Genomic DNA, 15,686 nt, shown 5'->3' on the forward strand with positions numbered 1-15,686 from the left:
GGCTCCCGCATAATTGAAATGAACGTAGGAAAAATCCTTAGGACAGCGGACGCGGCTTTCGAGCCTGACGATAACACCGCACACGACGTTTCAAATTGGCAGGGACCATCCCGTTTCATGATCATGCTTTATGGCGCTGATGGCAGCGCACGGCCTCTTGCAGCCGCAGAGCCGATTGATGTCTGTCCGGACGAGACCGTCTGGATCGATCTTCATTGCCCGACGCGCGATGAGGAAACGCTGGTCGAACGCCTGCTGGGCATTGCCGTTCCCACCCGCGACGAGCTGAAGGACATTGAGCCGTCGAGCCGCCTCTACTCCGAAAACGGCGCCATCTACATGACGGCCTCGGTGGTCTGGCGCGCCGAGAGCGAACAGCCGGAACTGGTGGACGTGGGTTTCGTTCTGGCCAAGGACCGGCTCGTCACCATTCGCTATGCCGAGCCGAAGTCGATCAGCCTGTTCGTCGGCGCGTTTCCGCGCTGCGTGGACGGCCGCTGGTCCGGCATGAAGGTTCTGTCGCGCCTGCTCGAAACCATCAGCGACCGCAACGCCGAAATCCTCGAAATGGCCGAACGCAAGGTCGACGGCATTTCCCGCCAGGTCTTTTCCGCAAACGTGCGCGAAGGGCAGCGGAGCAGGGCGTTTCCGCAGGCCATCCTCTTCCATATCGGCGAAGAACAGCGCCTCGTCGCCAAGACCCGCGACAGCCTCGCCTCGCTCTATCGGCTCCTGACTTTCTTCTATGCCCTGCCGGTGCTGCAGGAGGACAAGGACATGCGCGAACTGTGCCGCACGATCACGCGGGACGTTCAGTCGCTCTCCGAACACGCCAACTTCGTGTCCGGCAATATCACCTTTCTTCTTGATGCCTCGCTCGGCTTCATCAATCTCGAGCAGAACGCCATCATCAAGATCTTCTCGATCGCCAGTGTCGTGTTTTTGCCGCCGACGCTGGCCGCATCCGTCTACGGCATGAATTTCAAGGTCATGCCGGAACTCGAATGGACCTTTGGCTATCCGTTTGCGTTATGTGTGATGGTCGTGTCGGCAGTCGTTCCATTTTTCTTTTTCCGTTGGAAAGGGTGGCTCTGAGCGTCACAGCTTGGAGCGCGAAGGTTCATCATGAGCAATTCCGTTGAAAATGAAAATCAGGAGCCCGGCGGGCTGAAGAGCCTGCTGACGCTGGCGCTGGGTTCCGTCGGCGTCGTCTATGGCGACATCGGCACCAGCCCGCTCTACGCCTTCAAGGAGGCGTTGCGTCCGGTCTCCGCCGACGGTCTTGATCGCTTCGAGGTCATCGGCATCATCTCGCTGATGCTGTGGACGCTGACGATCATCGTCACGCTGAAATACGTGCTCTTCCTGCTGCGCGCCGACAACGGCGGCGAAGGCGGCACGCTGTCGCTGCTCGCCTTGCTGATGAAGACGGCCAATGGCCATGCGGCCATCCTCTTCTTCATGGGCATTGCAGGCTCGGCACTTTTCCTGGGCGATGCTATGATCACGCCGGCGCTGTCGGTCCTGTCGGCTGTCGAAGGTCTCCAGCTCGTCACGCCGGAGCTGAAGGAATTCGTCCTGCCGCTGTCGCTGACGATCCTTGTCATCCTGTTCCTGGTGCAGTCGCGCGGCACCGAAGCCGTTTCTGCCTTCTTCGGCCCGATCACGGCGCTGTGGTTCCTCGTCATGGGCGCCATCGGCGTCTACCATATCGCCGATGACCTCACGATCTTCACGGCACTCAACCCCTACCATGCGGCAACCTTCCTCGTTCAGGAGAAATGGATCGGCATCGTTGTTCTGGGTGCAGTCTTCCTGACGGTCACGGGCGCCGAAGCGCTCTATGCCGACCTTGGCCACTTTGGCCGCCGGCCGATCCAGTTCGCCTGGTTCGGGCTCGTCTTTCCGGCGCTGATGTTGAATTATCTTGGGCAGGGTGCGTTCATTCTGAAGCATCCGGAAGGCGCCGAAAATCCTTTCTTCCTGATGTTCCCGTCCTGGGCACTGCTGCCGGCCATCATTCTGGCCGCCGCCGCGACCATCATCGCCAGCCAGGCCGTCATCACCGGCGCGTTCTCTCTGGTGCGTCAGGCCATCCACCTCAACTTCCTGCCGCGCATGGAAATCCAGCACACGTCCGAGACCCATACCGGCCAGATCTTCCTGCCGGGCGTGAACCTCATCCTGATGTTCGGCGTGGTGCTTCTGGTTCTCGGCTTCCGCAGTTCCGACGCGCTGGCAACGGCCTATGGCATTTCGGTGACCGGCGCGATGACGATCACCACGATCATGGCCTTCGAGTTTGTCCGCAAGCAGTGGCACTGGAGCCTCGCCGCCGCGATTGCCGGTCTGCTGCCGCTTCTGGCACTGGAACTCGTTTTCCTCGGTGCGAACCTCTTCAAGATCCATGACGGCGGCTACGTTCCGATCATGATCGCTGGCGGCATCGTCGTCGTCATGTGGACCTGGCGTCGTGGCAGCCGCATCCTCGCCGAAAAGGCCAAGGCCAACAACATTCCGATCGACAAGTTCATCGAGATGGTGAGCCGCGAGAGCGACCACGCGCCGGTCACCGTTCCCGGCACCGCCATCTTCCTGACCTCCGATCCGGGGTTTGCGCCGGCGACGCTCCTGCACAACATCAAGCACAACCACGTCCTGCACAAACAGAACATCATCCTGTCGGTGCGCACGGCCAACAAGCCCTATGTGCCGGATGACATCCGCTATTCGCTGTCGCATCTGTCGGATCGCTTCACCAGCCTCGAAGTCCGTTTCGGCTTCATGGAAATGCCCGACATCACCAAGACGCTCGGCCGTATCCGCAAGGAAGGGATGAAGTTCGAGATCATGTCGACCTCGTTCTATCTCGGCCGCCGGCAGCTGCTGGCAAGCCCGGATGGCGGCATGCCGCTCTGGCAGGACAAGCTCTTCATCGGCCTTGCCAACACCGCGACGCGTCCCTCGGACTACTTCCGCCTGCCGTCCAACCGCGTGGTCGAACTGGGTTCGCAGGTCGTCATCTGACGCTTGCATTGCAGCCGGCTTGCGGGCACAACTGCGCGTGTGAGGCATGTTAACCAAGTATCAAGGTTAATAATGCATTTTCATCTGCATCGAAGAAATGCAGTTTGGAGTTGCGTGCGTGCGTAGGAATGCGATTGCGCTGGGCGCCAGCGGCTTTGTGAACCGCAAGTTATTGACGATTGCCGCCTTTGGCCTTGCAGCGCATATGGCGATGCCCACGGAAACCGGGCGATCGGACATTGCCGCCTATCTGGCCGGCTTGAACAGCGGTGGCGGCAACATGCTGCTCACCCGTTCGCCTGCGGGCTCCATCCAGCAGGCCGATGTCGTCTTCAAGGATCCGACGAAAACCAGCAGCATTGTCGGCGGCGGTGGCCTCGCCATGCCCGACGGCACAAAGGTCGCATTGCGGGACGAAACAAAGGGCGAGGGCGGCACCCCGGACGAAGCCCGCGTAACCCGGAGCCTGAAAAAATCGCGCATCCTGGCCATCATCCCGGTCGCGCCGCCAAAGGCCTTCACGGCAGGCTCCATCCTCGACCGCACCAGCTTCAACTTCGCGCCGCTGACCAAGCTCGACAAGGAGCTGGCCTTCGTGAAGCCGAAGATCGGTGGCAAGGAGCTCCAGATCGCCGGCACCTTCTATGTAAAGAAGCAGCCGCAGGCGGTTGACGACACGGTGCCGACGGAAATCGCCGAACTCGTCACCAACAAGCGCGCCGATATCCTGGCGACAGCCTATGCCAGTTCCGGCCCCGACTATGCGCGCGTCTCCCCCTTCGATTCGATCCTGAACAAGGATGCCGACGACGGACGCTTCATTCCTGAAATCGGTCCTAAGGATCACGCCTGGGCTGCAACGCCGCTGCCACCGATTGTCTTCAACGAGGAAGAGCAGGACTGCCTGACGCGCGGCATCTATTTCGAAGCGCGTGGCGAAGAGTTGAAGGGCCAGGCCGCCGTGGCCCAGGTCATCCTCAACCGCGTGCGCAATCCCGCCTATCCGAAAACCATCTGCGGCGTCGTCTTCCAGAACGAAAGCTGGCAGAACCGCTGCCAGTTCTCCTTTGCCTGCGACAACTTCCTCGACCGCATCCTGAACCGTGACAGCTGGAAGATCGCCAAGGATGTCGCCATGGCCGTCACGGCCGGCAAGATCTGGCTTCCGGAAGTGGGTTCGGCCACGCACTATCACGCCACCTACGTTCATCCCGCATGGGCGCGAAGCATGAAACGGGTGGCGCGCATCGGCGATCACATCTTCTATCGCACCCGTTATGGCGGCTGGAGCTAGGCTTCCGGCCCTTCGACTGCGGCCTTTTGACCCCTTTATTGCAGTCAATTCCGGATAACTTTCGTCTCGCATTTGCAACCAATTGATTTTGCTTGTGAAACTCTTTGAAAGATCATTCCCGGTCAGCCTTGACTAGACGGGTTCACAAAACTATGTTGCGCGCGAATTGAGGAACGGGCCATACTGGCGCCGCAAAACTGCCGTGTTGGCGCGATTGCCGGAAGATCGCTGTACAAACGGACCGTGGAGGGCGCTGACATGGACGACGGGGAAGACGGTCTCGACAGGCGCCTGAACGAATTGGGCGAGCGTCTGGCGGAGCGAAAGACGGCCGCTGACAGGGCAGGGGACAAGGCCAGGGGCGCAGACAAGAGCGCATATTCCCAGGCAATCAAGGTTTCCAGCGAGTTCATTGCGGGCGTCATCGCGGGCGCATTGATCGGTTATCTCGTCGACACGCTGGCCGGAACCGGGCCCTGGGGGATGATTGTCTTCCTGATGCTCGGGTTCGCTGCGGCGGTACTGAATGTAATGCGCGCGCTCGGCGTGGTGGCGACACCCCAGCCTCAGAAGCGCGGCGACGACAGGAAATGAACTGCCCGGGCGTGATGCTCGCGGCAACGATGATGAAAAGACGCGATCCCGAACGGATTGCGACAGAACGAAAGAGACTTGACTGTGTCTGCAGCTGACAAGGTTGATCCGATCCACCAGTTCCATCTGAAGGAACTCTTTCACATCGAATTTGGCGGGCTGAACCTCTCGTTCACCAATTCCTCGCTCTTCATGGCGCTGACCGTGATTGCGGCAGCCGCATTCCTCTACCTTGCGACCTCCAGCCGCGCGCTCGTTCCGGGCCGCGGCCAGTCGATGGCAGAGATGAGCTACGAATTCGTGGCCAATATGCTGCGCGACGGCGCCGGCGCCCACGGGATGAAGTTCTTCCCGCTGGTCTTCTCGCTGTTCATGTTTATTCTGGTCGCCAACCTTCTTGGCATGATCCCGTATTTCTTCACGGTGACGAGCCACATCATCGTTACTTTCGCGCTGGCCATCCTTGTGATCGGCCTCGTCGTGGTCTACGGTCTCTACAAGCATGGCTTCCACTTCCTGAAGGTGTTCGTTCCGAGCGGCGTTCCCGGCGTTCTTCTGCCGCTCGTCGTTGCCATCGAAATCATCTCGTTCCTGTCCCGCCCGATCAGCCTCGCGGTTCGTCTTTTCGCCAACATGCTGGCCGGACACATCACGCTGAAGGTGTTTGCGGGCTTCGTCTTCTCGCTCGGTTCTCTTGGCGCCGTCGGCGTCGTGGGCGCTGTCCTGCCGCTCCTGATGGCAGTCGCGCTGACCGGTCTCGAATTCCTCGTCGCGTTCCTCCAGGCATACGTCTTTGCAGTACTGACCTGCATGTACCTCAACGACGCTCTGCACCCGGGACACTAAGGAAAAAAACGTTGACGCCAAATCGGCGTCAGTCTAAAGCCGCAACAAAACCATTTCCAAGGAGTAGAACATGGATCCTCAAGCAGCAAAGTACATCGGCGCTGGTATCGCTTGCCTCGGCATGGGCGGCGCAGGCATCGGCCTCGGCACCATTTTCGGTAACTACCTCGCTGGCGCACTGCGCAACCCGTCGGCAGCTGACGGCCAGTTCGGCCGCCTGATCTTCGGCTTCGCCGTTACGGAAGCTCTGGGCATCTTCTCGCTGCTCGTAGCACTGCTCGCCCTGTTCGGCTGATACCTCTTCGATCCAAAGAGGGCCACGGGCTTCGCAAGGCGAAACATCGTGGCCCTTTTTTCATGACGTATCCGCACCTGGAGGTGACAATGTTCGTGACATCGGCTTTTGCCGCGTCAACGGAAGCTGCAGCGCAGGACGCGCATGCCGCCGGAACGCAGGTTCCCGCGGAAGCAGCCGGCCACGAAGGCGGTTTCCCGCCGTTCAACCCGTACTACTTCGGCTCCCAGATCCTCTGGCTGGCGATTACGTTCGGGATTTTCTACCTGATCATTTCCCGCGCGGTTGCGCCTCGCATCGGTGCGATCCTTGAAGATCGCCAGGACCGGATTGCGCGCGACCTCGACGAAGCTTCGCGTATGAAGGCCGAATCGGATGCAGCCGTTGCTGCCTTCGAAAAGGAACTCGCCGACGCGCGCTCCAAGGCTGCCGGCATCGCTGCCGAAGCCGGTGCCGCCGTCAAGGCCGAGGCCGAGAAGGAACGCGCCGCTGTTGAAGCAAGCCTGTCTGAAAAGCTGGCTGCTGCCGAAAAGCACATCGCATCGATCAAGACTGCGGCTCTCGCAGAAGTCGGTTCGATTGCCGAAGAAACCGTAATCGAAATCGTCCGTCAGGTCGTTGGCGTTGAGCTGACGAGCGCGGAAGCCGCTGCCGCCGTCAAGTCGGCCGCAGGCAACTGAGGAGGGTTCTTCGATGAACGCAACAGATTGGGCAACACTCTGGGCCTTCGTTTCGCTGCTTCTGTTCCTCGGCCTTGTGATCTACCTCAAGGTTCCGGGCACGATCGGCAAGGCTCTCGACAAGCGCGCTGACGACATCAAGTCACAGCTTGCTGAAGCCGCTCGTCTGCGCGAAGAGGCTCAGGCGCTGCTGGCTGAATACCAGCGCAAGCGCAAGGAAGCCGAAGCCGAGGCAGAACACATCCTGGCCAGCGCCAAGCGCGAAGCGGCCATGCTTGCCGACGAAGCCAAGCGCAAGACGGAAGACTATGTCGCGCGTCGCAACCAGCTGTCCGAGCAGAAGATCAAGCAGGCTGAAGCCGACGCGATCAACGCCGTTCGCTCTGCTGCCGTCGACATTGCCATCGCAGCTGCCCAGAAGGTTGCCGCCGAAAAGGCAACCGGCGCCACTGGCGACGCACTCTTCCAGAACGCGATCGAGCAGGTTCGCACGCGCCTGAACTGATCAGTCGCTTGAAACGGATTTTCGAAAAGGCCGGCCTCGCGCCGGCCTTTTTGCGTTTGGGGTGATGAAGATCCAGCATTGCGGCTGAATGGCCATTTGGCCGCCATCGACGCGGCCGGCCCCCCCGGGTTCACTCGGAGCCGCTGTTTTCCACGGCGCTATCGTCCCTGCGAAGCGGGCGGAAGCTCCAGCGGTGCAGCATGCAGCCGCCCACCATCGTGATCGCGGCACGATGCTCGGCCGTCGCATATCCGGCATGGCGTTCGAAGCCATAGGCCGGATAGACGAGGCCGGCACGCGTCATCATGCGGTCGCGCGTCACCTTGGCAATGATCGAGGCTGCAGCGATGGAGATTGAACGCGCGTCGCCCTTGACGATTGCCTTGCCGGGACAATGCAGCCCTGCGGGCACATCGCGCCCGTCGATCAGTGCATAGTCCGGCTGCACGGTGAGAAGCAGCAGCGCCCGGCGCATGGCATCAAGGCTCGCCTTGCGAATGTCGGTCCGGTCGATCGTGGGGGCGCTGGAGGAGGCGATGGCAACGCTCGCGGTCGCCATGATCTCATCGAAGAGATATTCGCGCTGCGCCATGCTGAGCTGTTTGGAGTCGTTCAGTCCCCTGGGGGCGGCCCGCTTGTCGTGGAAGATGACGGCGGCGGCCACGACCGGCCCCGCCAGCGGACCACGCCCGGCCTCATCCGCGCCCGCAACCTGCGAAAAGCCTTCGCGACGCGCCATGTCCTCGAAGGCGAAATCCGGCCCATCGGGGAGGGCGAAAAGAGTGGGGGAATCGGCGGGCACGCGTTTGATCATGCGGCGATTTTGGCATGCCGCGCCGATTCCCCGCAAGTCCCGGCGGAGAGGCGGTCCGCCGGGTGAGCAGCCGTGAAGCGGGGAACATCACGGCGACTGGAGAGCAAAGATCACAGTAAGGACAGCTGCACGCCTGATCCAAGCGGCGGGACGAAGAGATCGTCGCGCAAGGGCAGGCGCTGCTGGTCGAGACCCAGCCGCTTGCAGGCCATCTGGAAGCGGCGATGGATCTGCCAGGCATAGGGCCCGGCGCCCTTCATCCGCTTGCCGAATTCGGCGTCATAATCCTTGCCATCGCGCATCGAGCGCACCAGCGACATGACATGGCGATAGCGGTCCGGATAGTTGCGCAGCAGCCAGTCGCGGAAGAGCGGACTGACCTCGAAGGGCAGGCGCAGGATCACATAATTCGCTTCCCGCGCACCGGCCGTCTTCACGCTTTCCAGCACCCGCTCGATCTCGTGGTCGTTCAGGCCTGGAATGATCGGTGCCATCATTGCACCGACGGGAATGCCGGCCTCCGAAAGCTCGCGGATCGCTTCCAGCCGCTTTGCTGGCGTTGCGGCGCGCGGCTCCATGGCGCGGGCCAGCGGGCGGTCCAGCGTCGTCACCGAGAGCGCGACCTTTGCCAGCCCCTTCTGCGCCATCCGGGAGAGAATATCGATGTCGCGGGTGACAAGCGCCGACTTCGTCACGATCGTGACCGGATGATGCGCCGTCTCCAGGATCTCGAGAACCTGGCGCATGATCCGCCATTCCTTCTCGATCGGCTGGTAGGGGTCCGTGTTGGTGCCGATGGCGATCGGCCGCGGCTTGTAGCCGGGCTTGGAAAGCTCGCGTTCCAGAAGCTTGGCGATATCGGGCTTGGCAAACAGCTTGGCCTCGAAGTCGAGCCCAGCCGAAAGGCCCATGTAGGAATGCGTCGGCCGCGCGAAGCAATAGATGCAGCCATGCTCGCAGCCGCGATAGGGGTTGATCGAGCGGTCGAAGGGAATATCGGGCGACTCGTTGCGCGTCAGCGCCGTGCGCGGCTTTTCCACCTGCACTTCGGTCTTGAAAGGTGGCAGTTCCTCGGGGATGTCCCAGCCGTCGTCGGTCCGCGTGCGCTCCAGCGTCTCGAAGCGGCCCGCCATGTTGAGGGCCGAGGCACGGCCGCGCCGGCGGTTGATCTCGATGCGCGCACCGGATGCGTTTGCCAGCGCTTCGGCCATGTCTGCCCTGTGCGAGGGCGCGAAAGCACCCTCGGCAAAATCCGTTCGAATTGCCATCGGAAACTCCTTGGCGACCAGACTCGCCGCCGTTTCAATGACTATATTCCTATCGCGAAAAAGAGAACAAGACAAGAACAAACTTGCGGGCAGCCCCGATGACAGAATTGTGGCATTTCATGCTGCAATGCGTTAAATCGGTTTCATGCTGACGATCATCATGGAATGCAGAGATCAGGAGACAGAGGCGGCGCATACGCTGAATGCGCTGGTGTCCGGTGCTGTCGAGGGCCTCGTTTCGGATGTTCTCATTCTCGACAAGGGCTCGAGCGACGGCATCCAGAAGCTCGCCGAAGCGGCGGGCTGCCGCTATTACGACGACTGGGACATGAAGGACGTGCTGGACGCTGCGCGCGGCGATTGGCTGTTTCTCATCGAACCGGGCGCCCGGCCGCAACCCGGCTGGATCGAGGAAATCTTCGAATACGCGTCCGTGACCCGCGACCCGGCACGGTTTTCCGATTCCCGAACCTTTAGAAAGCCGTTCCTCAAGCGCATCGGCCGCAAGCGCTCGGCGCTGGAAAATGGCGTCATCCTCACCAAGCGTCAGGCGATTTCCATCGTCCGCACCGGCTTTGATCTGGAGACGTTGGCCTCGGGGCTGAAGAAGCGCGTGCTGCGCTCCGAAATCATTCCGGCCTGGGTGACGGCGCGCGAGCGCGCACTGGCCGACTGATCACTTGGGCTGGCCGCGCCTCAGATGCTCGTCCAGCCGCGGCATGATCTCCACGAAATTGCAGGGCATGTGGCGATAGTCGAGCTGCCCCTTCAGAATGCCGTCCCAGGCGTCCTTGCAGGCGCCGGGTGATCCCGGCAGGACGAAGATGAAGGTCGCATTGGCAACGCCACCCGTGGCGCGCGACTGGATCGTCGAGGTGCCGATCTTGTCGTAGGAAATCCGGTGGAAGACTTCCGAGAAACCATCCATCCGCTTCTCGAACAGTGGCTCCAGAGCTTCCGGTGTCACATCGCGCCCGGTAAAGCCGGTGCCGCCGGTGGTGATGACGACATCGATATCGTCCTGTTTCGTCCAGGCTTCGACGCGGGCGCGGATCAGCGCCTTGTCGTCGGTCACGATGGCGCGGTCGATCAGCGTGTGCCCGGCGTCCAGAACCCGCCCCTGCAGCGTATCGCCCGACTTGTCGTCGGCAAGCGTTCGCGTGTCGGAGACGGTCAGGATCGCAATGCCGACGGGGATGAAGGGCCGCGTCTCGTCAAGTCCGGGCATCGTTCATGTCTCCGATTCCAACCGTGCGGGTCTGCATGAAGAACCATTGCGGCCGTGCTGCCGTCAGCCGCTCCAGACTCTCGCTCGCCTGCTCTTCCCGCTCATAGAGCGCAAAGCAGCTTGCACCCGAACCGGACATCCTGACAAGGGCAGCGCCGGAATCCTGCATCAAGCCGGAGAGTTCGGCAATGCGGCTTTGCAGCTGCCGCGCCGGCGGTTCCAGATCGTTGCGGAGGCTCGCCAGCCAGGCAAGCCAATCGCCCGTGCCGGAGAGGACGGGCAGCGCTCCCATCGACGGATTGTTCTTCTCCGTCAGCCGCTGGAACACCTGCGGCGTCGAAACCGGCTGCAGGGGATTGGCAACAATGCCGTGGAAGGAGGGCATGCCGGGCAGGAGGGCAAGGTTTTCGCCGACGCCGCTGGCCATCAGCGGCCTGCCCACCATGCACATCGGAATGTCCGCACCAAGCTTCAGGCTCAGCTTGTCGAGCGTCGCCGCCGCCGGTGCTGCATGCCAGTGGCGCAGCAGCGCGCGCAAGGTCGCCGCCGCATCCGCAGAGCCGCCGCCGATGCCGGACGCGACCGGCAGGTTCTTTTCGAGATGAATGGCAACAGGTGGGGCGCTCAGCCCCTCCTCGGCGAGTGCCTCGCGCAGCGCATCGCGCGCCCGGAGCACCAGATTGCCGTCGGATCCGCCGGCTTCCCGCGACAGACCCTGCGAGAAGCGGCCGGACATCGAGAATGAATCCTCCGGCGCCGCATCGACCGTCACGACATCGCCGGCGTCAGAGAAGGTCACGACCGTTTCGAGGAGATGATAGCCATCCTCGCGCTGCCCGGTGACGTGCAGCGCAAGATTGATCTTCGCCGGGGCGATTTCAGTCAGAGCCATGGCGAAATGTCCTATACGGTTGCCCGGTCAGGACTTCTTGCCCGGCGCATCGGCTGCGGGCGTCTGCATGGCCTTTTCGGCGTCCGCTTCGGCCGGCGTCTTGCCGTTGAGGTCCGGCAGGCCGTCCTTCAGCTTGGCCTTGATCTTGGCTTCGAGGTCAGGCTCCGGCTTGGCGATCAGCGCACGGTTCCACTGGAAGGTCGCTTCCAGCTTCCGGCCAACCCGCCACAGCGCATCGCCGTAGTGGTCGTTGATCGTGGCGTCGCCTTCCTTCAGTTGCACGGCGCGCTGAAGCTCGCGCACGGCGTCTTCATACTTGCCGGTGCGATAATAGGCCCAGCCGAGCGAATCGACGATGTAGCCGTCGTCAGGGCGAAGCTCGACAGCCTTCCGGATCATCGCCATGCCCTCGTCGAGGTTCAGGTTCATGTCGATCCAGGAATAGCCGAGATAGTTGAGCACCTGCGGCTGGTCGGGGAAGAGTTCCAGAGCCTTCTTGAAGTTCGGCTCAGCATCCGCCCACTTCTTCAGCCGCTCATAGGCAATGCCGCGCTGGTAGAAGACCGCCCACTGGCCGCGCGTCGGGTTGGGGCCGATCGCCTTCACCGCGTCGTCATAGGTCGACGCCATGGCGGCATAGTTTTCCTTGTCGGCATAAACGCTGCCGAGCGCAAGATAGGAGCGGAAGTCGGACGGATCTTCGGCAATCAGCGTCTTGAGATGCTGCTCGGCCTCGTCCGACTTGCCGGTCTGGCTGAGATCGAGACCCAGCTGCAGTTCCGAAACGCGATGCATCGGCGAGGCGCGGTCGACCTTGCGGTAGAATTCAATCGCCTTTTCCGGCTTGCCGGCGCCATCGGCCACATTACCGAGAAGGATCATGACATCGGCGCTGTCCGGCGAAAGCGCCAGCGCAGCATTCAAATAGAACGCCACGATTTCCTGCGCATTGTCGCGCATGCCGATATTGCCGCTGACCGACTGGTTCAGCGCGCTGCCGACGGAGAAGAGCACGGCGCCTGCACCGTCAGCCGGCGTTGCCACCTGCGGCTTGATCGGCTCGCCCTTTTCGATCATGGCGCGAACGGTCTGGAATGGCGCATAGCGGCCCGTCAGGCCTTCGCCGGACGCCAGTGCATCGAATGCCTTCTGCTTCTCGCCGGCCTGCGCCTCGAAGCCCGCAAGCGCAATCACGGAACGCACGAAGACGTCCTGTGCAGCCGCGCCGCCTTCCTTGTCGGTGATGGCTTCGGAGAGATACTTCCGCGCGCCGTCCTTGTCGCCGGCAAGCGCCGACATGACGCCGGCATGATAGTTCTTGAAGATCTTGAACCATTCCGGGCCGTTCAGATTGACGACGGTGTCCAGCGCCTCCTTCTTCTTGCCTGCGCCGAAATCGGCCCAGGCGAGGAGAAGCGTGTTCATCATGCGGTCGAGATCGTTCGGCCCCTTGTAGACGAGGAGCTTGCGCGCCTTGGCATATTGCTTCTGGCGGATCGCGTCGATGCCGAGCGAAAGCGTCGTGACGCGCTCGACAGCCGGATCCTTCTTCAGCGTCTGGGCGAGCTTGACGCCCTCTTCGAAATTGCCGTTCAGGAACAGGTTGATCATCAACCGCTCCTGGATCTGCAGATTGTTCGGCTCGAAATCGAGCGCGACGCGGTAAAGATCAATCGCGTTCTTGTGGTCGCCATCGCTGTCGGCGGTAAAGGCCGCGAGATAGGCGCCGGAGAAACTGTCGACCGAGCCGGGATCGAATTTCACTTCGACTTCCGGCTTGGCAGGCGTGTCCGCCGACTTGGCCCATGCACCGCCTGCGCCGGCCAGAACTGCCGCAAGCGCCGCGCTGCAAAGAAGGGCCGAAAGTGACAATTTCCGCATGAAGAAACCTTTCAACAACGTCCACGGACGCGGACATCAGACGGTCGCGTCGCCGCCTTTATGATTCGGACCGAGCATGGCTTTTTTGAAGCAGCGCCGCAACAAATTCCATCCCGCGAGCGGCCGCCTTTCCGCCACTCAAGGCTTTGAGGCGGCCGTGTCTCAGCTCACCCGCTCGATACAGAAGTCGATGACTTCCAGCAGCGCGGCCTTGAGCTGTGTGTCCGGCAAGGGGGCCAGTGCATCGCGGGCAATCGTGCCGTAGTGGCGGGCGCGGGTGATCGTGTCGGCAAGGCTGCCATATTTCTTGATGAGACCCAGCGCAATCGCGAGGTTCTCGTCGCTGGACTGGCCTTCCTCGATCGCTCGCTTCCAGAAGGCACGCTCCTCGTCCGAACCCCGGCGATAGGCGAGGATGACCGGCAGCGTGATCTTGCCTTCGCGGAAGTCGTCGCCGGTGTTCTTGCCCAGCTCTGCCGTCGTGCCGCCATAGTCGAGCACGTCGTCGACAAGCTGGAAGGCGAGGCCGAGATTCATCCCGTAGGATTTGAGCGCATTGCGAATCGCCTTGCTTTCGCCGGCAACGATCGGGCCGACTTCGGCGGCGGCGGCAAAGAGGGCCGCCGTCTTGGCGCGGATGACGGCGAGATAGTCGTCTTCCGTCGTTTCCATGTTCTTGGCGGCCGAAAGCTGCATGACCTCGCCTTCGGCAATCACGGTGGCTGCCGTGGCCAGAACGTCGAGCGCATCCATCGAGCCGGCATCGACCATCATCTTGAAGGCCTGACCGAGCAGGAAGTCGCCGACGAGAACGCTGGCCTGGTTGCCCCAGATCATCCGCGCGGTCGACTTGCCCCGCCGCATGGCACTCTCATCCACGACGTCGTCGTGGAGAAGCGTGGCGGTATGCATGAACTCCACGGATGCGGCGAGCCGAATATGGTTCTCGCCGACATAGCCGCACAGTTCTGCCGCAGCCAGCGTCAGCATCGGACGCAGCCGCTTGCCGCCGGAGGAAATGAGGTGATTGGCCACTTCCGGTATCATCTCGACATCCGAGCCGGCCTTCGACAGGATCAACTGGTTGACGCGCTGCATGCCGCTCTTGGTCAGGTCCACGAGTGGCTTGACCGATGCCTGTTTGTTTTTGTTTTCTTCAAGCGGTATGACGACGCCCAACGAAAGCACTCCTGCTATTATGTCAGCCGACAATAGCGAAGGGGCCAAAGGTGCGGCAAGAGGCGAATTGCCTCGCGGACCAGTTTTTAAGGAGAATAAGGACCTTGGAAGAGCTTGTGCGGACGAATGATCCGGTTCTGATCTCCTTTCTGGAAAGCCTGATGCGGGATGCCGGCATTGTCTGCATGGTTGCCGACCAGACGATGAGCATTCTGGACGGATCCATCGGTGCGATTCCCCGCCGCGTCCTGGTCGACAGCGACCGCATCGAGGAAGCCCGTTCGATCGTCACAGACGTGGGCCTCGGCGCCGAGCTCAGGGACAGGAAGCCGACGTGACCGTCGAGACGATCGATGCCTTCCATTTCGGCAAGTTCTACGTCGTCCAGCCGGCGACGGGCGGACACCGTTCGGGCATGGACGCCATGCTTCTTGCCGCCATGGTCGCGGGCGACGGAAAACTGAAGGTTGCCGACCTTGGCGCCGGAGCAGGGGCCGCCGGCCTCGCCGTGGCCTCAAGGCTTCAACAGGCGGAGGTGACGCTTGTCGAGCGCTCGCCAGACATGGCGGCCTTTGCCCGCAAGTCGATTGCCCTTGCGGAAAATGCGCATGTCGCATCGCGCGTTTGCGTCATCGAGGCCGATGTGACCTTGCGGGGCAAGGCACGCGTGGCAGCGGGGCTGGAAGACGAGGTCTTCGACCACGTCATTATGAACCCGCCGTTCAACGCCGCCGCTGATCGTCGCACGCCCGATGCGCTGAAGGCGGATGCCCATGCGATGACGGAAGGCCTGTTCGAGAGCTGGATCAGAACCGCCGGTGCCATGTTGAAACCGGGCGGCGAACTCTCGTTGATTGCCCGCCCGGAATCGATTGCCGATGTGATCGCTGCCTGCGGCCAGCGCTTCGGCGGGCTGCAGGTCACGCTCATCCACCCGCGGGACGGGGAGCCGGCGATCCGGATGCTGGTGTCGGCGGTGAAGGGGTCCCGCGCCCGGCTTGTCTTCCGTGCACCGTTCATCATGCATGAGGAGGGGCATCACTTCTCCTCCTTCGTCGATAATCTCAACAATGGCCGCGCCGCTTATGCCCGCCTTGGACGCAAGCGCAGCGCCAGATAAGGCCGGCAGGGCGATTTTCGCCTCGTTCCATTGCGTTTTTGCTGCTGATCCCTACATCTCCTG

At 61.9% G+C, this 15,686-nt stretch carries 17 protein-coding genes; 11 read left to right on the top strand and 6 right to left on the bottom strand.

Translation table 11 applies throughout. The features are described from left to right. The first annotated feature begins 117 nt into the window (after nt 1-117). The 8 genes from LQK84_RS07990 to LQK84_RS08025 all read left to right on the top strand — a co-directional run bounded on the left by LQK84_RS07990 (nt 118) and on the right by LQK84_RS08025 (nt 7,241). Complete coding sequence (locus LQK84_RS07990; protein ID WP_230828162.1) at nt 118-1,095, top strand: magnesium transporter CorA family protein; 978 nt, start codon at nt 118-120, stop codon at nt 1,093-1,095. Nucleotides 1,096-1,125: 30 nt separating this feature from the next. After that, nucleotides 1,126-3,027 carry a potassium transporter Kup gene (locus tag LQK84_RS07995; protein WP_230828163.1) on the top strand — a complete coding sequence of 634 codons (1,902 nt, stop codon included), beginning with the start codon at nt 1,126-1,128 and terminating at the stop codon, nt 3,025-3,027. A 118-nt stretch (nt 3,028-3,145) separates the two neighbouring features. Next, nucleotides 3,146-4,321: a cell wall hydrolase gene (locus tag LQK84_RS08000; RefSeq protein ID WP_442966919.1), complete on the top strand. Its 1,176-nt coding sequence runs from the start codon at nt 3,146-3,148 to the stop codon at nt 4,319-4,321. Nucleotides 4,322-4,579: 258 nt separating this feature from the next. Continuing rightward, nucleotides 4,580-4,915, top strand: coding sequence for an AtpZ/AtpI family protein (locus LQK84_RS08005; protein ID WP_230828164.1), 336 nt, complete (start codon nt 4,580-4,582; stop codon nt 4,913-4,915). A gap of 84 nt (nt 4,916-4,999) precedes the next feature. Next, nucleotides 5,000-5,761 carry a F0F1 ATP synthase subunit A gene (locus tag LQK84_RS08010; protein ID WP_230828165.1) on the top strand — a complete coding sequence of 254 codons (762 nt, stop codon included), beginning with the start codon at nt 5,000-5,002 and terminating at the stop codon, nt 5,759-5,761. Between the two features lie 70 nt (nt 5,762-5,831). Next, nucleotides 5,832-6,056, top strand: coding sequence for a F0F1 ATP synthase subunit C (locus LQK84_RS08015; protein ID WP_109855594.1), 225 nt, complete (start codon nt 5,832-5,834; stop codon nt 6,054-6,056). Between the two features lie 89 nt (nt 6,057-6,145). Beyond that, complete coding sequence (locus tag LQK84_RS08020) at nt 6,146-6,736, top strand: F0F1 ATP synthase subunit B (RefSeq protein ID WP_230828166.1); 591 nt, start codon at nt 6,146-6,148, stop codon at nt 6,734-6,736. A gap of 13 nt (nt 6,737-6,749) precedes the next feature. Then, nucleotides 6,750-7,241, top strand: coding sequence for a F0F1 ATP synthase subunit B (locus LQK84_RS08025; protein ID WP_230828167.1), 492 nt, complete (start codon nt 6,750-6,752; stop codon nt 7,239-7,241). Nucleotides 7,242-7,371: 130 nt separating this feature from the next. Here LQK84_RS08025 and LQK84_RS08030 read toward each other — a convergent pair whose 3' ends face one another. Beyond that, nucleotides 7,372-8,055, bottom strand: coding sequence for a ribonuclease HII (locus LQK84_RS08030; RefSeq protein WP_230828168.1), 684 nt, complete (start codon nt 8,053-8,055; stop codon nt 7,372-7,374). A gap of 110 nt (nt 8,056-8,165) precedes the next feature. Then, complete coding sequence (locus tag LQK84_RS08035) at nt 8,166-9,323, bottom strand: PA0069 family radical SAM protein (RefSeq protein WP_230828169.1); 1,158 nt, start codon at nt 9,321-9,323, stop codon at nt 8,166-8,168. Nucleotides 9,324-9,468: 145 nt separating this feature from the next. Here LQK84_RS08035 and LQK84_RS08040 point away from each other — a divergent pair, with 145 nt between their 5' ends. Next, nucleotides 9,469-9,999 (top strand): glycosyl transferase, encoded by a 531-nt coding sequence (locus LQK84_RS08040; protein ID WP_230828170.1) that lies wholly within the window; start codon nt 9,469-9,471, stop codon nt 9,997-9,999. On the opposite strand, the gene moaB is transcribed toward LQK84_RS08040, so the two are convergent. The 4 genes from moaB to LQK84_RS08060 form a co-directional block, all read right to left on the bottom strand. Continuing rightward, nucleotides 10,000-10,551 carry a molybdenum cofactor biosynthesis protein B gene (moaB, locus tag LQK84_RS08045; RefSeq protein WP_230828171.1) on the bottom strand — a complete coding sequence of 184 codons (552 nt, stop codon included), beginning with the start codon at nt 10,549-10,551 and terminating at the stop codon, nt 10,000-10,002. Next, the gene (locus LQK84_RS08050) at nt 10,538-11,443 is read right to left on the bottom strand and encodes a 4-(cytidine 5'-diphospho)-2-C-methyl-D-erythritol kinase (RefSeq protein WP_230828172.1); all 906 of its coding nucleotides are present in this window, start codon (nt 11,441-11,443) and stop codon (nt 10,538-10,540) included. The genes moaB and LQK84_RS08050 overlap by 14 nt, the downstream gene beginning before the upstream one ends. Nucleotides 11,444-11,470: 27 nt before the next feature. Beyond that, on the bottom strand, nt 11,471-13,324 hold the full coding sequence (locus LQK84_RS08055) for a tetratricopeptide repeat protein (protein WP_230828173.1): 1,854 nt from the start codon (nt 13,322-13,324) through the stop codon (nt 11,471-11,473). Between the two features lie 162 nt (nt 13,325-13,486). Beyond that, complete coding sequence (locus tag LQK84_RS08060) at nt 13,487-14,503, bottom strand: polyprenyl synthetase family protein (protein WP_230828174.1); 1,017 nt, start codon at nt 14,501-14,503, stop codon at nt 13,487-13,489. A gap of 104 nt (nt 14,504-14,607) precedes the next feature. On the opposite strand from LQK84_RS08060, the gene LQK84_RS08065 reads away from it, so the two are divergent. Further along, entirely contained in the window at nt 14,608-14,841 is a 234-nt protein-coding gene (locus LQK84_RS08065) for a putative signal transducing protein (protein ID WP_230828175.1), read from the top strand. Beyond that, entirely contained in the window at nt 14,838-15,623 is a 786-nt protein-coding gene (locus LQK84_RS08070; protein WP_230828176.1) for a tRNA1(Val) (adenine(37)-N6)-methyltransferase, read from the top strand. Before LQK84_RS08065 ends, LQK84_RS08070 begins: the two co-directional genes overlap by 4 nt. Nucleotides 15,624-15,686: the final 63 nt, after the last annotated feature.

Origin of the sequence: Rhizobium sp. C4 (assembly GCF_021026315.1) — a bacterium.
Taxonomy (GTDB): domain Bacteria; phylum Pseudomonadota; class Alphaproteobacteria; order Rhizobiales; family Rhizobiaceae; genus Ensifer_A.